The sequence below is a fragment of the Terrisporobacter othiniensis genome (genome assembly GCF_000808015.1).
GTDB lineage: Bacteria > Bacillota > Clostridia > Peptostreptococcales > Peptostreptococcaceae > Terrisporobacter > Terrisporobacter muris.
Map to the genome: position 1 here is coordinate 24,968 of NZ_JWHR01000093.1, position 16,107 is coordinate 41,074.

A 16,107-nucleotide genomic window follows, 5' to 3' on the forward strand; every position below is an offset into this window, starting at 1 on the left:
TGAATTTTTTATTAAAATAGAGGGTAAATTATAGAAGATAATAGCGATTATTACATAAGAACAAATAGGAGGGAAATTAATGGTAAAAAAATTTAGAAATACCATGGTAGTATTTTTAACCTTAACACTAATAATAAGTAACTTAGGAAGTATAACTTACTCATTTGCACAAACAAATAAAGTAAATCAAAGTATTACTACAGACTGTAAGCCTGATAAAGTCACAAATGTACAGGTAGCAAAAAAAACTTCCACATGTATAAAACTACAGTGGAGTAGTGTAAAATGTGCTACTGGATATAGAATTTACAGATCAACTATGAAGAATGGGATATATAGAAAAATTGAGGGAGTATGTGGAAAAACTACATGCTATGTAGATAAGGATTTGGATTGTGGAACTAATTATTACTACAAAATTAGAGCGTTTAAAAAAGTAGGAGATAAAACATGTTTAGGTTGCCCATCTGATATACTAGATACTACAACTTGTCCAGCTGTAGTAAAATTTCTAAATGCTAATTGTGTATCTAACTCTTCTATAGAATTAGATTGGCAAACTGTATACAGATCTTCTGGATATGAAGTGTATAGAGCAATTAGTGAAAATGGAAATTATGAAAGAATAGCTACTCTTACAGATAATGGAAAAACTTCTTTCAGAGATAAGAATTTGAGAAGGGGTAAAAAATATTATTATAAAGTAAGAGCTTTTAAAGAATTGAACGGTCAGATATGCTTTGGAGAATATTCGGATATTTTAGATGTTTGCACTGAAAAATAATATATAAAAGAGTGATTAAAATAAAAAAAGTAATGTTAAAAGGCATTATCTATAGATAGTGCTTTTTTTTGTGAGAAAATAAACAATGAAATCAAATAATTATGGAAATTTTGATAAGTTTATGTGATTAAGGTATAATAAATCATGTTCAAATGTGTTTGAATTTGTTTGTTATTAAATAAACGAACATAAATAAACAAAAATGCTTGCAAAAAATGAGGGTTTATGGAATAATGTAAACATAGACGAACATAAATGAACTTCAAAATAAACATGAAAAGAAGGTATGATAATGTTCCAATTAGATAGACACAAAAAAATATATGATTATATAGTTAAAAATAAAAATGCTACAGTAAATGAATTAGCTGATATTTGTGAAGTGGCAACCATGACCATAAGAAGAGATCTAGATAAGATGGAAAAAGATGGTCTAATCACCAGGGTATTTGGGGGAGCTGTAATAGATAGTTCCATGGTAAAAGAAGTTGACTACGAAGACAAAGAAAAATGCTATATGGAAGAAAAAGTAAGAATTGCAAAAGAAGCAGTGAAGCTAGTAAATGATAATTCCATAGTTATTTTAGACGCAGGTACAACTTGCATGGAAATAGCAAAACAGCTAGTTGATAAAAATAATTTAAAAGTAATTACAACAGATATATTAATTGCTGCCTATTTAATGAAGTATGAAAATTTAGAAGTTTATTGTACAGGTGGAAGAATTCAAAGAAACACAGGAAGTTGTTTAGATACTTATACTATAGATTTCTTAAATAATATAAATGCAGATATATGCTTTGTGGGGGCAAGTGCTATAAATCAAAACTTAGAACTATCAACTTTTGTTCCAAACAAAGCCAAGGTGAAACAAGCCATGATAGAAGCTGCCATGCATAGAGTCCTTGTAACTGACAATTCAAAATTCAACAAAAGAAGTTTTACTAAAATCAGAAGCTTAAAAAATTTTGAAATAGTCATTGCTAATGAAGGGTTAGATGAAGAATTGATAAAGAAAATGGAAGATGAAGGTGTAAACATTAAATTAGTTTAAAGATGGGGGAGACATATGAAATTATATGTAATAGCCGATGATCTTACAGGCGCAAATGCAACAAGTGTTTTATTAGCAAAGGAAGGCTTTAAATGTTCCACATTTATAGATTCAGCTCTTCTAAATGATGAAAATATGAGTCGTTGTGATGTAGTAGCTATAAGCACTGATAGTAGAGGTATTACTAAAGAAGAAGCTTATGCAAGAGTAAGCGAAGAAGTACAAAGAGTTAAGCATTTACAACCAGTATACACAAAAAGAATAGACTCAACTTTAAGAGGAAACATAGGAGCAGAAATAGATGCAATCTTAGACCAAGATAAAAATTCAATTGCTGTAGTTGTGGCATCTTATCCTGACTCGGGGAGAATTTCTATAGGTGGATTTTTATTAGTAGATTCAGTTCCACTACAAAATACTTTAGTGGCAAAAGACCCAAAATGCCCAGTTACCAATTCAAGTGTTAAGGAAATTATACAAAGTCAAACTAAATTTAAAGTATCTGATATACAAATTAGTGATGTATTAAGAGGAGAAGAATTTTTAAGTAGAAAAATTAACTTATTAGTGGATGAAGGAAATAGAATAATTGTTATAGATGCAGTAACTAATGATGAAATAGAAACAATAGCAAAAGCATCTGCTTTAACAAAATTAAATGTTATACCAGTTGATCCTGGACCATTTACTAAATGTTTGATGAATACTAAATATGGATCTTCTCATGTGGGACAAGGTAAGAAAGTTTTTTTTGCCATAGGAAGTGTTAGTAAAACTACTATAGGTCAAATAGAAAACTTAGTTGCAACAAAATCACCAGCTCTTGTGAAGGTGAATCCATTAAAACTTATTGATGATGAGCAAATAGACCAAGAAGTTGAAAGAGTATTACATATAATAGAAGGAAAATTAAAACTTAACCAATCTAATATTGTTGGAATAACTACAACAACTAGGGAAGATGAAGTTTTAAATTTGAGTGAGCTATCAGAAAAACTGGGAATGGATGAAGAAGCCATATCAGTTAAAATAAATAAAGGTTTAGCAAAGATAACAGAGCTAGCCCTAGAATTATCAAATTCATCCATAGGAGCACTATACACTAGTGGTGGTGATGTAACTATGGAAGTTATGAAAAGACTAGGTGTGGAAGGTATAGATATAAAAGATGAGATCATACCGCTGGCTGTTTACGGCAGATTTATAGGAGGAAAATATCCTAATATGCCAGCAATCACAAAAGGTGGCCTTATAGGTGATAAGAAAACATTATCACTTTGTATAGATTACTTGGCAACAAAAGTATCTACACAATATTACGTTAAGTAGTAAAAATATGGCGCCAACGTAATTGCTTCGGCAAGCTCAGCAATTCACGTTGCTTAAAATTCGCTACGCTCATGACGCCAACGATATATCTTTGCTACCGCTTCAGATATATCCGTTGCTTAAATAAATATAAAGAAAGAAGTTAAATTTGGAGGAAGAATTATGAATAAAGCATATATAGGAGTACCTTTAGGAGATCCAGCAGGAATAGGACCAGAAATAGTAGTTAAATCAATAGCAAAAGAAGAAACAAACACTTATGCGAACATAGTTGTATTTGGAAATAAAGAAATATTAGAAAAAGCTATAGAAGTTTGTGAAGTTGAAATGACAATAAATGTTATAGAAGATCCAAAAGATGGAGTATATAACAATAAAACATTAAACTTAGTAAATATAGATAATATAGATATGGACAAGTTTGTTCCAGGTGAAGTTAGTGGAATGTGTGGAAAGGCTGCTTTTGAATATTTAGCTAAATCAGTAGATTATGCTATGAATAGTAAAGTTAAAGCTATAGCAACTACACCACTTAACAAAGAATCATTTAAAGCGGGAAATGTACCGTATATAGGACATACAGAAGTGCTAGAAGATTTAACAAAAACATATAATCCTTTAACTATGTTCCAAGTTAGAGATTTAAGAGTATTTTTCTTAAGCAGACACGTATCACTTAGAAAAGCTTGTGATTTAGTAACTGAGGAAAATATGTATGAATTTATAGTAAGATCAAAAGAAGCTTTAAGACAGCTTGGAATAGAAAATCCTAAAATGGCAGTTGCAGGGCTAAATCCTCACTGTGGAGAGCATGGACTATTTGGTGATGAAGAAAGAGAAATAGAACCAGCTATAGAAAGAGCAAGAAAAGAAGGAATAGATGTAGTAGGACCAATAGGTGCAGATTCAGTGTTCTTCTTTGGGCTACAAGGAAAATTCGATGCAGTACTTTCTCTATATCATGACCAAGGACATATAGCTACAAAAACTGTAGACTTCCACAGAACTATATCATTAACTAATAATATGCCGTTCTTGAGAACATCAGTTGATCATGGAACAGCTTTTGATATAGCATGGAAAAACATAGCCAACGAAGTAAGTTTAGTAGAAGCAATAAGACTTGCAGGAGAGTATGCTCCAAACTTTAATAATAAGTAAGTTTCACTTTATCCATATTGAAAACAATGTATCTAAATTAACGTTATTAGCAATTGAGGATACGAATTTTTAGATACATTGTTTAAAAAATGATAAGTATTATTTATATAGTAATCATAAATTAAAATTTATTAACTTGGGGGAATCGCAATGAATAACGAATTAGTTGTATCAGGACCACAAATATTAATAGGTCTAGGCCTTGGAATAACATTATTAATATTTATGATGTTAAAAACTAAGGTGCATCCATTCTTAGCAATGATAATAAGTGCATCAATAACAGGATTAGTTGGTGGAATGCCAGCTGGAGATGTAGTAAACAGTATAACAACTGGATTTGGTAATACGCTTGGAAGTATAGGTATAATTATAGGATTTGGTGTAATGATGGGTGAAATATTTGAAGTATCTGGAGCAGCAAAAAAGATGGCTCAAATATTTGTTGAAAAGTTAGGTAAAGGTAGAGAAGAATTAGCTCTAGCTATTACAGGATTTTTAGTATCAATACCAATTTTCTGTGATTCAGGATTTGTAATTTTATCACCACTTGCAAAATCAATATCAAGAAATACTAAAAAATCAGTTATATCTTTAGGTTTATCACTAGCACTAGGTTTAGTTATAACTCATACATTAGTACCACCTACTCCAGGACCTGTAGGAGTTGCAGGAATATATGGAGCAAACGTGGGGACTACATTATTATTAGGGATTGTTTGTGCTATACCAATGACATTAGTTGGACTTCTTTATGCTAAGTATATAGGGAAAAAACAATATAAAGTACCAAGTGAAGATGGTGAAAGCTATTTAACTAGCGAAGATTTAGGATCAATTGCTTATGATGAAGCTGCAGCAACTTTAATAGGAACAGAAGAAGTATTACCATCAGCAGTTATGTCATTTATGCCAATATTTGTACCAATAATATTAATATTAATGAAAACAGTTACTACACAAATGGGATTAACAGGTGGAGCAATAGAAGTAATAAACTTCTTGGGAGCACCAGTTATAGCTGTTGGTTTAGGTTTGATAATAGCAATATATGGACTTGGTAAAGACCAAGACAAAAAAGAAATTACAAATACTATGGAAAAAGGTATAAAATCTGCAGGTGTAATTATGTTAGTTACTGGTGCAGGTGGAGCATTAGGAATGATAATAAGAGATTCTGGTGCAGGAGACTACATAGCAGGACTTATAGCAAATACTGCCCTACCAGCTGTAATAATACCATTTGCAATATCATCAATAGTAAGACTTATACAAGGTAGTGGTACAGTTGCTATGACAACAGCAGCGTCTGTAACAGCACCAATGATGGCTACTCTTGGATTATCTCCAGAACTTGCAGTATTATCAGCTTGTATGGGTTCACTTGTATTCTCTCACTTTAACGATTCTTATTTCTGGGTTGTTAACAGAACTTTAGGAGTTACTGAGGTTAAGGAACAATTAAGAGGTTATTCTATAGCAAGTACGATAGTATGGGCTGTAGGATTTGTAGAGTTAATGATATTAAATATATTTATGTAATATATAAGGTCAATCTTACTATTTTAGTGGGATGGCCTTTTTTAGTAAGAAGAAAAGTAGTAAACTAGAGGTGAGTCAATATATATTTAAAAATACAGCTTTATACTATTTAAAAAACAGATAACTATATTATAATTAAAGAAAAAGCTTATATTAGGTGATATAAAAGGAGTAGTTATAAAAATGAAATCAGCAAGTTTTGAAGAAGTTAAAGAAATAGTAGATAGGATAAAAAGCAAAACATTAAAAGAAGTTTTACATATTAAAGCAGTGAGAGAAGAAGTATCATTATATGATAATAAATTTGGAGGAATTCCTTACCTACCAATGGACAAAGAGATTCCTAGAAATAAAAATGGAGAGAAATTAAGATTATTAGCACAAATAAATTTTGAGTAAATGGCATTGTAATCACTTAGTTTAAAGTTTAATTTATCATCAACCTGAGGAGTTTCAGATTTATCGTTGGGTATAAAAAACCAACTTATTGTAGTATTGTCCAAATCTTTAGTTTTTGAAAAGGAACATAAAGAAAAATATAAAGATGATATAAGTAAAATGAAAATAAATTTCTTCAAAAAGGCACCTCCTACATATAAATTATAATTCCATATTATAGAGAACTTATGTGATTATTATGTATGAAAAATTAGAAAAAATAGGGAGATTAATAAAAAAAGAGTTAATTATATTATTATAAGTAACTCTTTTTATATGAAATGATTTAACCAGCTTTGTCTATATTATCATCATCATATCTACTACTATTCAATTTATCCATACCTTTAGATGATGCTATTAATGCTAAATAACATATAATTATAAATGCAAATACAGAAATCCATGCAACTCTATATCCAAATTTATCAACGAATACTCCAAATACTGATGAACCTGCTGCAAAACCTACAGCAAAGAATATTTGAATTACACCTAGTATGGCACCATATTCTTTTTGACCGAAGAATGAACCTGTTAAAATAGATGGCCCAATCATATAAGCAAATACTGATAAACCTTTTAATATGGCAAAAGCAAATGCAAGCATTGGCATTTCTTTAGCAAACATTAAAGATAAACATGCAAATGCTGATAATCCAAAGGCAACAAAAAGTGATTTAGTTATACCTAGTTTATCAAATATTGCTCCACCAATTAAGTTTCCTAATAAACAGAATATGGCAAATACTGATCCTACGGTTCCAACTAGAACTGGACTCATACCAACATTAGTCTTTAGATAAGCTGGAAATTGAACGGCTAAAGCTGATACATACATACCTAAGAAGAATAGCCCTAGTCCAAATACCCAGAAATAGCTAAGTTTTGTAGCCTCTTTGAAAGAGTATCCCATTTTGTTAGATGGAGTATCTGATGGTACTGTTGAATTTTTACCCCTTACAATTTCACTTCCATCTCTAGGCATTCTTAATAAGAAAATGGAAACAGGTAAACCAACTATTAATGATAGTATACCAAACATCATATAGGTTCTACTTGGACCATTGGCTGCAAGTGATGATGTAACTAATTGTTGTAAAAATATATTACCAAGACCACTACCAGCAAATGCTATACCCATAGCTTTACCTTTTGTAACATCATCAAACCAGCTGTTTATCAAAAGAGGAACACCTATTGCAGATATGACAGATGTACCAATTTGAACTAAAGCAGAAACAAGATAAAATTGCCATAACTCTCTACACATGGAGAATAGATAGAATCCTCCACCAGAAAGTATGCATCCGACAACATACATTACTTTAGTGTTTACCTTATTGAATAAAGCACCTATAAAAGGTGATGCAACAGCAGATGCAACTGTACCTATTGTGAATATTAAGGAAAAACCTGCAAGGGTAAATCCAAATTCTTCCACAACATAACTAACAAATTGTGGTTGAATATTGGAAGCTACACCAAATGGTATGGCTTGGATAAGTACACAAGCAATTACTATTAACCAAGCAGTTGAAAAATTCTTTTTATTAATAGAATTAGTCATCATAAAAACCTCCTTTTTTCATTAAGTAGCTTTTATATAATTTGCACTAAATAGAAAAATATATTATAAATTTTATATAATTATAATAAAACATTTAGAAAGCAAAATATATTTCGGATTGATGATGTAAAATACGGCATAAAATTTAATGTTATTATATCAAAATAGATTAATGTATGACCTTATGTTTTTCTCGAATAAAAGTATGTTATTATATCAGTGGATACCATTACATTTAAATAAGAGAGCATACTTATGTTAAGTAAGTCGAAATCTAAATATTAGTAACATAAAGTACCTAAATGATTAGGTGTTTTTTGTTTTCTCCATAAAATCTCCACAACTTCTTTTTATATTAATAAGTAGACAAAAAGAAGGGAGAAGATACTTTGAAAGATAACATTAAAAAAGTAATACTTAAGGTTGAGGACATGGTATGTGTAAATTGTGAAAATCTTATTGAAGACGTGCTTTTAGAAAAGGATGGTGTTATAAAAGTTGAAGCATCACACAATAAAGGTACAGTAAAGATTGATTATAATGAAGATAAAATACCAATAAACGATTTGATTAAAATAATTAATGAAGAAGGATATAAGGCCTTTGATCTCAACAATAAAATAATAAATAAGAATGTGAATAGTAAAAATAAAAAAGTATGAATAAAGATGAGGATAATACATTTTTAATATTAGTAATAGTATTAGTTGGATTGTTGTTTTTAAATAAATACATGTGGGCTGTAATTGATTTGGCTATTGTAAAATCAATAGTTAAAGCTCATAATGGAAAGATAGAAGTAGATAGTATGTTAGGAAAGGAAAGTAATTTTAAAGTGTATTTACCTTTAAAATATGTAAGTCATGGAGGTTAATTTTTGTATATGAGTACAATAATTAATATTCAGGGCTTTTTATAAGGAAGAAAGAAAATTTATTTCATTATATGAACTGGTAAGTATAAAAAACATCATAAAAAGAATGTTGCATACTGAGTTATGTATTCTTAAATACAAATTCCATAAAGGAATATTATAAAAATACAAAAAAATATATTTTTTAGCAGAGAAAAATGTTGGTATTTGTTATAAATAGAAGAATAATAAGATATTTGGTAGATAATGGTAAAAATCTGTAAAAATCCTCGCATTGACATTAAATTAACCGTAAATTAATATGTAAGTAACTAACTAAATATAATACATAAATAATATACAAAATATTATTTTTCGAAGTTTCAAGTGGGTAATTATATTAAAAGTTAAATGAGGAGGGGGAAACAGTGGACACGGTAAAGTTTATTTTTAAACGTGTTTTGATGGCTATTTTTACTATTTTTGTTGCAGCTACTATTACATTCTTTTTGATGAAATTAGTACCAGGAAGCCCCTTTGCTTCTGAAAAAGCAAATGAGATAGCCCAGCAAGCATTAAATGAAAAGTATGGTTTGGACAAACCAGTATTTGAGCAATACACAATATATCTTAAGCAATTGTTGCATGGAGATTTGGGAATTAGTTATAAACTACAACGAAACGTGCCAGTTCTAACAATAATAAAACAGTCATTTCCTATATCTGCTAAGATTGGTGCCATGGCAATTATATTTGCAATAGTGCTTGGTATACCACTTGGATGTTTGTCAGCATTAAAAAGAGAGAAGTGGCAGGATAGTGTAATTCGTGTAATATCAACTCTTGGTATTGCAGTGCCGTCCTTTGTAATAGCAACAGCATCTATGTTGTTGTTTGCAATTCAATTAAACATTCTACCAACATATGGACTCAGTGGACCTTCGAGCTACATTTTGCCTGTATTTACTTTGGGATTTTATCCTATGTGCTATATAACCAGATTAATGCGTTCAAGTATGCTTGACGCTTTAGGTCAGGATTATATTAGAACGGCAAGGGCTAAGGGAATGTCTGAGTTTGTAGTTACATTTAAGCATGCCCTAAAAAATTCATTAATACCAGTTATAACATATTTAGGACCTCTAGTAGCATTCACCCTTGTAGGAGGATTTGTTGTAGAAAAAGTATTTAATATTCCAGGTCTTGGAAGATATTTTATTAAGGCAATAGATGCAAGAGATTATAATATTATAATGGGTACAACTGTATTTTTGGCTTCATTTGTAATATTAATGAACTTGCTTTGTGATATCTTATACAAACTGGTAGATCCTAGAATTAAGTTAGATGATTAGATAAGGGGGATAAATATTATGATTTTAGAAAAAAGTAAGCATTTTACCACTCAGTTAAAATTATCTCCAGAAGACTTTATGCCAGTTTCAAAACAAGAACAAAAAAGCTTAATTTCTATGGGCGAGAATACTAGTTACTGGAAAGATGCATGGAGAAGATTAAAAAATAACAAAATAGCAATGATTTCTTTAATAGTAATTGTACTATTTATTATATTTGCGTTTATAGGGCCTTATTTAAGTCCTTATACATATGACCAGCAAGTAAGGGGACATGAAAACTTAACACCTTGCATGGCTCACCCTTTTGGAACAGATAAATTGGGAAGAGATTTGTTAGTAAGAACTATGGTAGGAGCAAGAATATCTTTATTAATAGGTATAGGTTCTGCTCTTATAGTATTGGTTATAGGTTCAATTTATGGATCTATTTCTGGTCTTATTGGTGGGAAAGTAGATATAGTCATGATGAGAATAGTTGAGATAATCTACTCTTTACCAGATATGCTAATCATTATTTTATTAAGAATAGTATTGCAAGAACCTCTGACGAAGGCTTTTGACTCTGGTGGTGTTTTTGGCCCTCTTCAAACTCTAGGGCCAGGTATAATAGCCATGTTCATAGTTTATGGTTTGCTGTACTGGGTAGGTATGGCAAGAATAGTTCGTGGTCAAGTTTTACAACTTAAAGAAATGGAGTACGTTAGTGCAGCTAGAGCACTTGGTGCTAATAATAAAAGATTAATACTTAAACATTTGCTTCCAAACTGTGTAGGTCAGCTAGTAGTTACTACCATGTTACAAATACCTTCAGCAATATTTACTGAGGCGTTTTTGAGTTTCTTAGGAATAGGTGTAAGCAAGCCATTAGCATCATTAGGTTCATTGGCTTCAGATGCATTAGATGGAATTGCATCTTATCCATATAGATTAATGTTTCCAGCTGTAGCAATAAGTATTATTATACTTGCATTTAACTTATTTGGTGATGGTCTAAGAGATGCCCTTGACCCAAGATTAAAGAAATAAGGGGGACAATTATATGGAGATTACAAATAATAAAAAAGATGTATTATTAAATGTTGATGAATTGGAAGTATCTTTTTTTACTTATGCAGGAGAGGTAAAAGCAGTTCGTAAAATATCTTATGATTTAAAATATGGTGAAGCCATGGGAATAGTTGGAGAGTCAGGAAGTGGGAAATCGGTCGCTTCTTATGCACTTATGGGAATTATTCCAGAACCAGGTAAAGTAATAGGTGGAAGTATTAATTTTGAAAATAAAGAAATAACTAATATGCCAGAATCTGAAATGCTAAAACTAAGAGGAAAAGATGTGGGGATGATATTCCAAGATCCTATGACATCTCTTAATCCTATATTTACCGTTGGAAGTCAAATTGATGAGAGTTTAAAAAAACATACAGATTTAGATAAAGAAGGAAGAAGAAAAAGAATAATAGAATTATTTGAACTTGTTGGGATTAATCAGCCCCAAAAAAGACTAAAACAATATCCTCACGAGTTTTCTGGGGGAATGAGACAACGTGCTATGATAGCTATGGCTCTAGCTTGTAATCCTAAACTACTAATAGCAGACGAACCCACAACTGCTCTAGATGTTACTATACAAGCTCAAATAATAGAATTATTAAAAGAATTAAAAGAAAAAATTAATATGTCTATCATATTTATTACTCATGATTTGGGAGTTATATCAGAAATATGTGACAAAGTTGCCGTAATGTATGCAGGAAATATTATAGAAAGAGGAAGTATAGATGATATTTTTTATAATCCAAAACATCCATATACTCATGGATTATTAAAATCTATACCTAAAATAAATAATGAAACCCACGAAAGATTAATACCTATAGAAGGTAACCCTGTGGATTTAATCAATCCACCTAAAGGATGTTCTTTTGCACCAAGATGTGAGCATTGTATGAAAGTATGCATGGAAAATGTACCTCCTGTTTATACAATTGACGAAAATCATGAAGTTAGTTGTTGGTTATTAGTGAAAGAAGAATTGGAAGGGGAGGAGTAAACCATGGAAAATGCAAACACTAATTTAGTTGAAATTACAGGATTAAAAAAATACTTTCCAGTAAAAGAGGGATTTCTTAAATCAAATTTTGTAAAAGCTGTGGATGATGTAACTCTTCATATAAAAAAGGGTGAGACTTTAGGATTAGTTGGAGAAAGTGGATGTGGTAAAACTACTTTGGGAAGAACCATACTTAGACTTCATGAGCCAACAGAGGGAAAAATTATATATGATGGTGAAGATATCACTAATGTAAATATGCATTCTTATAGAAGAAGAATGCAAATAATATTTCAAGATCCATATGCTTCTTTAGACCCTAGAATGACAGTTGGGGATATAATTGGAGAGCCTTTAGATATACACAAATTATATAAAAACAGACAAGAAAGACAAGAAAAAATTTATGGTTTGTTGGAGACTGTAGGATTAAATAAAGAGCATGCCAATAGATTTCCGCATGAATTCTCAGGAGGTCAAAGACAAAGAATAGGTATAGCTAGAGCTTTAGCTGTAGAGCCAGAATTTATAGTTTGTGACGAGCCTATATCAGCACTTGACGTTTCAATACAAGCACAAATAGTTAATATGTTGGAAGATTTACAAAAAGAAAGAGGATTTACATACTTGTTTATAGCACATGATTTATCCGTAGTAAAACATATTAGTAATAGAATTGGAGTAATGTACTTAGGTCATTTGGTGGAACTTACATCAAGCAATGAACTATATAAAAACCCTATGCATCCTTATACAAAAACATTATTATCAGCCATTCCAATTGCAGACCCAAAATCAAGCAGAGAAAGAAAACGTATAGTACTTAAAGGAGATATACCAAGTCCTTTAAATCCACCAAGTGGATGCACTTTTAGAACTAGATGTCCACATGCAACTGATGAATGTAAAAATTCAGCACCAATATTAAAAGAGTATGACAAAGGCCACTTTGTAGCTTGTCATAATATTGGAAAAATATAAGATATATATTACTAAGAGTATTATATATAGAGATTTTTTTGAATAGGGGGAGGAATATGAAATTTAAGAAAAAATTAGCAGTCTTATTAGCATCAACTTTAGCAATTAGTACAGCTTTAGTTGGATGTAGCTCTACAGGTGGCGACTCATCGGGAGGGGTTGAAATTAATGTAAATGTTGGTCCAGAACCAGCAACAATAGACCCAGCAAAAAACAGTGCAGTAGACGGAGCCACACTAATAAACCATGCTTTTGAAGGATTAATGAAACTAGATAAGGACAACAAAATAGTAGAAGGTCAAGCAGCAAAATATGAAGTTAATAAAGATGAAACTGTTTATACTTTCACACTTCGTGACGATGCAAAATGGTCAGATGGTGAGCCCGTAAAAGCAGAAGACTTCGTATATTCATGGCAAAGATTAGTTAACCCAAAAACTGGTGCAGATTATAACTACATGATAGACATGGTTAAAAATGCTAACGAAATAATGGCTGGAAAGAAAAAACCAGAAGAATTAGGAATAAAAGCATTAGACGAAAAAACTGTAGAAGTTACATTAGCAACTCCTACACCATATTTCTTAGAAGTATGTGCTTTCCCAGCTACATTCCCAGTTAGAAAAGATGTAGTAGAAGCTAATGCAGATACTTGGTCAACAGATCCAAAAACTTATATAGGAAATGGACCTTATGTATTAAAAGAATGGGAACATCAAGCTAAAATGACATATGTAAAAAATGAAAATTACTATGACTTAGATAAATTAGGACCAGATACTATTAACTTCGTACTTATGGAAGATAAAAACACAATATTATCAGCATTTAAAAATGGTGAAATATTATTTGGTGATGATTTACCAAGTGAAGAAATAGACGCAATGAAAGATAAAGGTTTAGAAATAGAGAAACAACTTGGAACTTACTTCTTATCTATAAATGTTAATAAAGAAGGATTAGATAATGTAAAAGTAAGAGAAGCTTTATCTTTAGCAATAGATAGAGATTATATAGTTGAAAAAGTAGCTAAAGGTGGTCAAATACCTGCAGATTCATTTGTTGCTACTGGTTTAACTGATGCAGATGGAAAAACTGAGTTCCACGAAAATGCTAAAAAATGGTATGATGTAAAAGATTATAAAGGAAATGTTGAAAAAGCAAAGAAACTTCTTAAAGAAGCTGGATATGAAAATGGTAAAGGTCTTCCAAGTATAGAGCTTATGTGTAATCCAGGACATGAGCCAATAATGGAAGCAGTTCAAAATATGTGGAAAGAAAATCTTGGAGTGAATTCTACTATATCATCTCAAGACTGGAACGTATTCTTAGAAACAAGAAAACAAGGAGATTTCCAAGTTGCTCGTGATGGTTGGTTAGGTGACTACAATGATCCAATATCTTTCATAGATATGTGGATAACTGGTGGAGGAAATAATAACGCTCAATGGTCAAACAAAGAATACGATAAATTAGTATCTGAAATAAAAGCTACAACTGATTCAAAAGAAAGATATGCAAAAATGCATGAGGCTGAAGATATATTAGCTAAAGATATGCCAATAATACCACTATATTACTACACTGATTTATATATAATATCAGATAAGTTAGAAGGTATGTATACTTCACCACTTGGATATAAATACTTTATGTATTGTAAAGTAACTGAATAGAAAATAATATATAAGTAAATAGAAGAAGGGGCTATCTCAAAATAAAAAGATAGTTCCACAAAAAAGGAAAGGATGAGCTCTATGTGAGTTCATCTTTTTTTGTGACCAGTAGGGGCAACAACTTGATTGAGAAAGTCCATTGAAGTATTGATATTGGAACTACTAGATAAGGGGAAGGGTATTCATAGTGAGTTAGAACCTGAAGGAAGCCTAGGATAAAGTCTAGTTCTAAGGAACAAAAATTACATATGAAGCTACTGAGAAATGGATGAGTTTGCGTAACAGAACAAAGTATAATATTATCCAAGTCTTAAGTATTAAATGTAGCAGATATATGAGCGGAAGGTTGTTGATCTTATCTGGGGGAGATCTGATAGATATATCATTAATAAAGAATGTATTTTTTTAAGCAGCTTGCCCACGCGTGGCTCAAATAGTAACCTACATAGTGATATGTAGATAACATAAATATTTAATTTAGAAATAGAAAAGAAGAGAGTATCTCTTTTAATGATAAAAAATCATTTTGAGATACTCCTTTCTTTTGTCTGTATTACAGGCAATTAATTTAATTTTAGGGATTTATATAAACTATTAAACTTATATATACATTGTTAATAAATATAAATTAAGGTTAAGGTATAAATATTTATTAACAAGTAGTAAAAATAAGTCATAATAGGGATTTAAGTATATTTAACATAATATATCAATATAAAACAACTCCACTTTAGAACTACAACCTAAAATAGAGTTGTTTTTATATACAAAGAGAAGATACTTGCATTAAACTTCTACATTGTTAGAGCTATTATCACTGGAATTATTTTTTGTTAAAGTATTAAAAAACCAATCACCACTTTTATCACAAGAAATACCAAGTAAGGCACCCATTAATAAAGAAGGAACTAATATCATCCAGTTTCCGCCAGCAGCAAATGTTGAGAAACATCCCATAAAAGTACCAGGGATAAAATCAAACCATTTTGATTTACCTATTATACACATTATAAAAGTGACTATGGCACACCATATACCTAGAGTACCTAATATGGGAACTAAATCAGTTAAGAAGAATATAGTAACACCACAAAGAACACCAGCCATATTTGGGATAATAGTTTTTTTAAGACCTTCCACACCATGGTGACCACATGCAAAGTAAGTAGTACATCCAGCAAAACCAGCCCAACCGAAAAGTCCTACATATCCAGCAAACCATGTCCATATACCACAAAGTATGGCAGTAGTTATTCCCAGTGCGCAAAGATAACTCATTTTTTTCATATCATTCACCTAATAAACCTTATA

Annotated in this window: 15 protein-coding genes; 13 read left to right on the top strand and 2 right to left on the bottom strand. The window is 30.9% G+C overall.

The features are described from left to right. Positions 1–79 precede the first annotated feature (79 nt). The 6 genes from QX51_RS10250 to QX51_RS10275 all read left to right on the top strand — a co-directional run bounded on the left by QX51_RS10250 (position 80) and on the right by QX51_RS10275 (position 6,269). Positions 80–784, top strand: a complete 705-nt coding sequence (locus QX51_RS10250) for a fibronectin type III domain-containing protein (protein ID WP_039679822.1) — start codon at positions 80–82, stop codon at positions 782–784. 292 nt (positions 785–1,076) lie between these two features. Next, positions 1,077–1,838, top strand: a complete 762-nt coding sequence (locus QX51_RS10255; protein ID WP_039679823.1) for a DeoR/GlpR family DNA-binding transcription regulator — start codon at positions 1,077–1,079, stop codon at positions 1,836–1,838. A 15-nt stretch (positions 1,839–1,853) separates the two neighbouring features. Next, the gene (locus tag QX51_RS10260) at positions 1,854–3,167 is read left to right on the top strand and encodes a four-carbon acid sugar kinase family protein (protein WP_039679824.1); all 1,314 of its coding nucleotides are present in this window, start codon (positions 1,854–1,856) and stop codon (positions 3,165–3,167) included. Between the two features lie 162 nt (positions 3,168–3,329). After that, complete coding sequence (pdxA, locus tag QX51_RS10265) at positions 3,330–4,328, top strand: 4-hydroxythreonine-4-phosphate dehydrogenase PdxA (RefSeq protein WP_039679825.1); 999 nt, start codon at positions 3,330–3,332, stop codon at positions 4,326–4,328. A gap of 150 nt (positions 4,329–4,478) precedes the next feature. After that, positions 4,479–5,870: a GntP family permease gene (locus tag QX51_RS10270; RefSeq protein ID WP_039679826.1), complete on the top strand. Its 1,392-nt coding sequence runs from the start codon at positions 4,479–4,481 to the stop codon at positions 5,868–5,870. A gap of 183 nt (positions 5,871–6,053) precedes the next feature. Continuing rightward, positions 6,054–6,269: a DUF1963 domain-containing protein gene (locus QX51_RS10275; RefSeq protein WP_039679827.1), complete on the top strand. Its 216-nt coding sequence runs from the start codon at positions 6,054–6,056 to the stop codon at positions 6,267–6,269. Positions 6,270–6,594: 325 nt separating this feature from the next. Here the strand turns inward: QX51_RS10275 and QX51_RS10280 are convergent, their stop codons facing one another. Then, a complete protein-coding gene (locus tag QX51_RS10280; protein WP_242842723.1) occupies positions 6,595–7,878 on the bottom strand; it encodes a conjugated bile salt MFS transporter in 1,284 nt (427 codons plus the stop codon). Between the two features lie 389 nt (positions 7,879–8,267). On the opposite strand from QX51_RS10280, the gene QX51_RS10285 reads away from it, so the two are divergent. The 7 genes from QX51_RS10285 (at position 8,268) to QX51_RS10315 (ending at position 14,796) form a co-directional block, all read left to right on the top strand. Beyond that, a complete protein-coding gene (locus tag QX51_RS10285; protein WP_039679829.1) occupies positions 8,268–8,540 on the top strand; it encodes a heavy-metal-associated domain-containing protein in 273 nt (90 codons plus the stop codon). Then, positions 8,537–8,752 carry a HAMP domain-containing histidine kinase gene (locus QX51_RS10290; RefSeq protein WP_039679830.1) on the top strand — a complete coding sequence of 72 codons (216 nt, stop codon included), beginning with the start codon at positions 8,537–8,539 and terminating at the stop codon, positions 8,750–8,752. Before QX51_RS10285 ends, QX51_RS10290 begins: the two co-directional genes overlap by 4 nt. Positions 8,753–9,159: 407 nt before the next feature. Then, positions 9,160–10,086, top strand: a complete 927-nt coding sequence (locus QX51_RS10295) for an ABC transporter permease (protein ID WP_257560119.1) — start codon at positions 9,160–9,162, stop codon at positions 10,084–10,086. A gap of 18 nt (positions 10,087–10,104) precedes the next feature. Next, a complete protein-coding gene (locus tag QX51_RS10300) occupies positions 10,105–11,115 on the top strand; it encodes an ABC transporter permease (RefSeq protein ID WP_039679831.1) in 1,011 nt (336 codons plus the stop codon). Positions 11,116–11,128: 13 nt separating this feature from the next. After that, a complete protein-coding gene (locus QX51_RS10305) occupies positions 11,129–12,139 on the top strand; it encodes an ABC transporter ATP-binding protein (protein WP_039679832.1) in 1,011 nt (336 codons plus the stop codon). A 3-nt stretch (positions 12,140–12,142) separates the two neighbouring features. Continuing rightward, positions 12,143–13,120 (top strand): ABC transporter ATP-binding protein, encoded by a 978-nt coding sequence (locus QX51_RS10310; protein ID WP_039679833.1) that lies wholly within the window; start codon positions 12,143–12,145, stop codon positions 13,118–13,120. Positions 13,121–13,176: 56 nt separating this feature from the next. Continuing rightward, positions 13,177–14,796 carry a peptide ABC transporter substrate-binding protein gene (locus QX51_RS10315; protein ID WP_039679834.1) on the top strand — a complete coding sequence of 540 codons (1,620 nt, stop codon included), beginning with the start codon at positions 13,177–13,179 and terminating at the stop codon, positions 14,794–14,796. Positions 14,797–15,582: 786 nt separating this feature from the next. On the opposite strand, the gene QX51_RS10320 is transcribed toward QX51_RS10315, so the two are convergent. Next, the gene (locus tag QX51_RS10320) at positions 15,583–16,083 is read right to left on the bottom strand and encodes a DUF1097 domain-containing protein (protein WP_079764787.1); all 501 of its coding nucleotides are present in this window, start codon (positions 16,081–16,083) and stop codon (positions 15,583–15,585) included. Positions 16,084–16,107: the final 24 nt, after the last annotated feature.

What these genes read in the sequence shown, in the direction of transcription:
- QX51_RS10250 (WP_039679822.1), top strand. Translation starts at nt 80, where the DNA reads ATGGTAAAAAAATTTAGAAATACCATGGTAGTATTTTTAACCTTAACA.
- QX51_RS10255 (WP_039679823.1), top strand. Translation starts at nt 1,077, where the DNA reads ATGTTCCAATTAGATAGACACAAAAAAATATATGATTATATAGTTAAA.
- QX51_RS10260 (WP_039679824.1), top strand. Translation starts at nt 1,854, where the DNA reads ATGAAATTATATGTAATAGCCGATGATCTTACAGGCGCAAATGCAACA.
- pdxA (WP_039679825.1), top strand. Translation starts at nt 3,330, where the DNA reads ATGAATAAAGCATATATAGGAGTACCTTTAGGAGATCCAGCAGGAATA.
- QX51_RS10270 (WP_039679826.1), top strand. Translation starts at nt 4,479, where the DNA reads ATGAATAACGAATTAGTTGTATCAGGACCACAAATATTAATAGGTCTA.
- QX51_RS10275 (WP_039679827.1), top strand. Translation starts at nt 6,054, where the DNA reads ATGAAATCAGCAAGTTTTGAAGAAGTTAAAGAAATAGTAGATAGGATA.
- QX51_RS10280 (WP_242842723.1), bottom strand. Translation starts at nt 7,878, where the DNA reads ATGACTAATTCTATTAATAAAAAGAATTTTTCAACTGCTTGGTTAATA.
- QX51_RS10290 (WP_039679830.1), top strand. Translation starts at nt 8,537, where the DNA reads ATGAATAAAGATGAGGATAATACATTTTTAATATTAGTAATAGTATTA.
- QX51_RS10300 (WP_039679831.1), top strand. Translation starts at nt 10,105, where the DNA reads ATGATTTTAGAAAAAAGTAAGCATTTTACCACTCAGTTAAAATTATCT.
- QX51_RS10305 (WP_039679832.1), top strand. Translation starts at nt 11,129, where the DNA reads ATGGAGATTACAAATAATAAAAAAGATGTATTATTAAATGTTGATGAA.
- QX51_RS10310 (WP_039679833.1), top strand. Translation starts at nt 12,143, where the DNA reads ATGGAAAATGCAAACACTAATTTAGTTGAAATTACAGGATTAAAAAAA.
- QX51_RS10315 (WP_039679834.1), top strand. Translation starts at nt 13,177, where the DNA reads ATGAAATTTAAGAAAAAATTAGCAGTCTTATTAGCATCAACTTTAGCA.
- QX51_RS10320 (WP_079764787.1), bottom strand. Translation starts at nt 16,083, where the DNA reads ATGAAAAAAATGAGTTATCTTTGCGCACTGGGAATAACTACTGCCATA.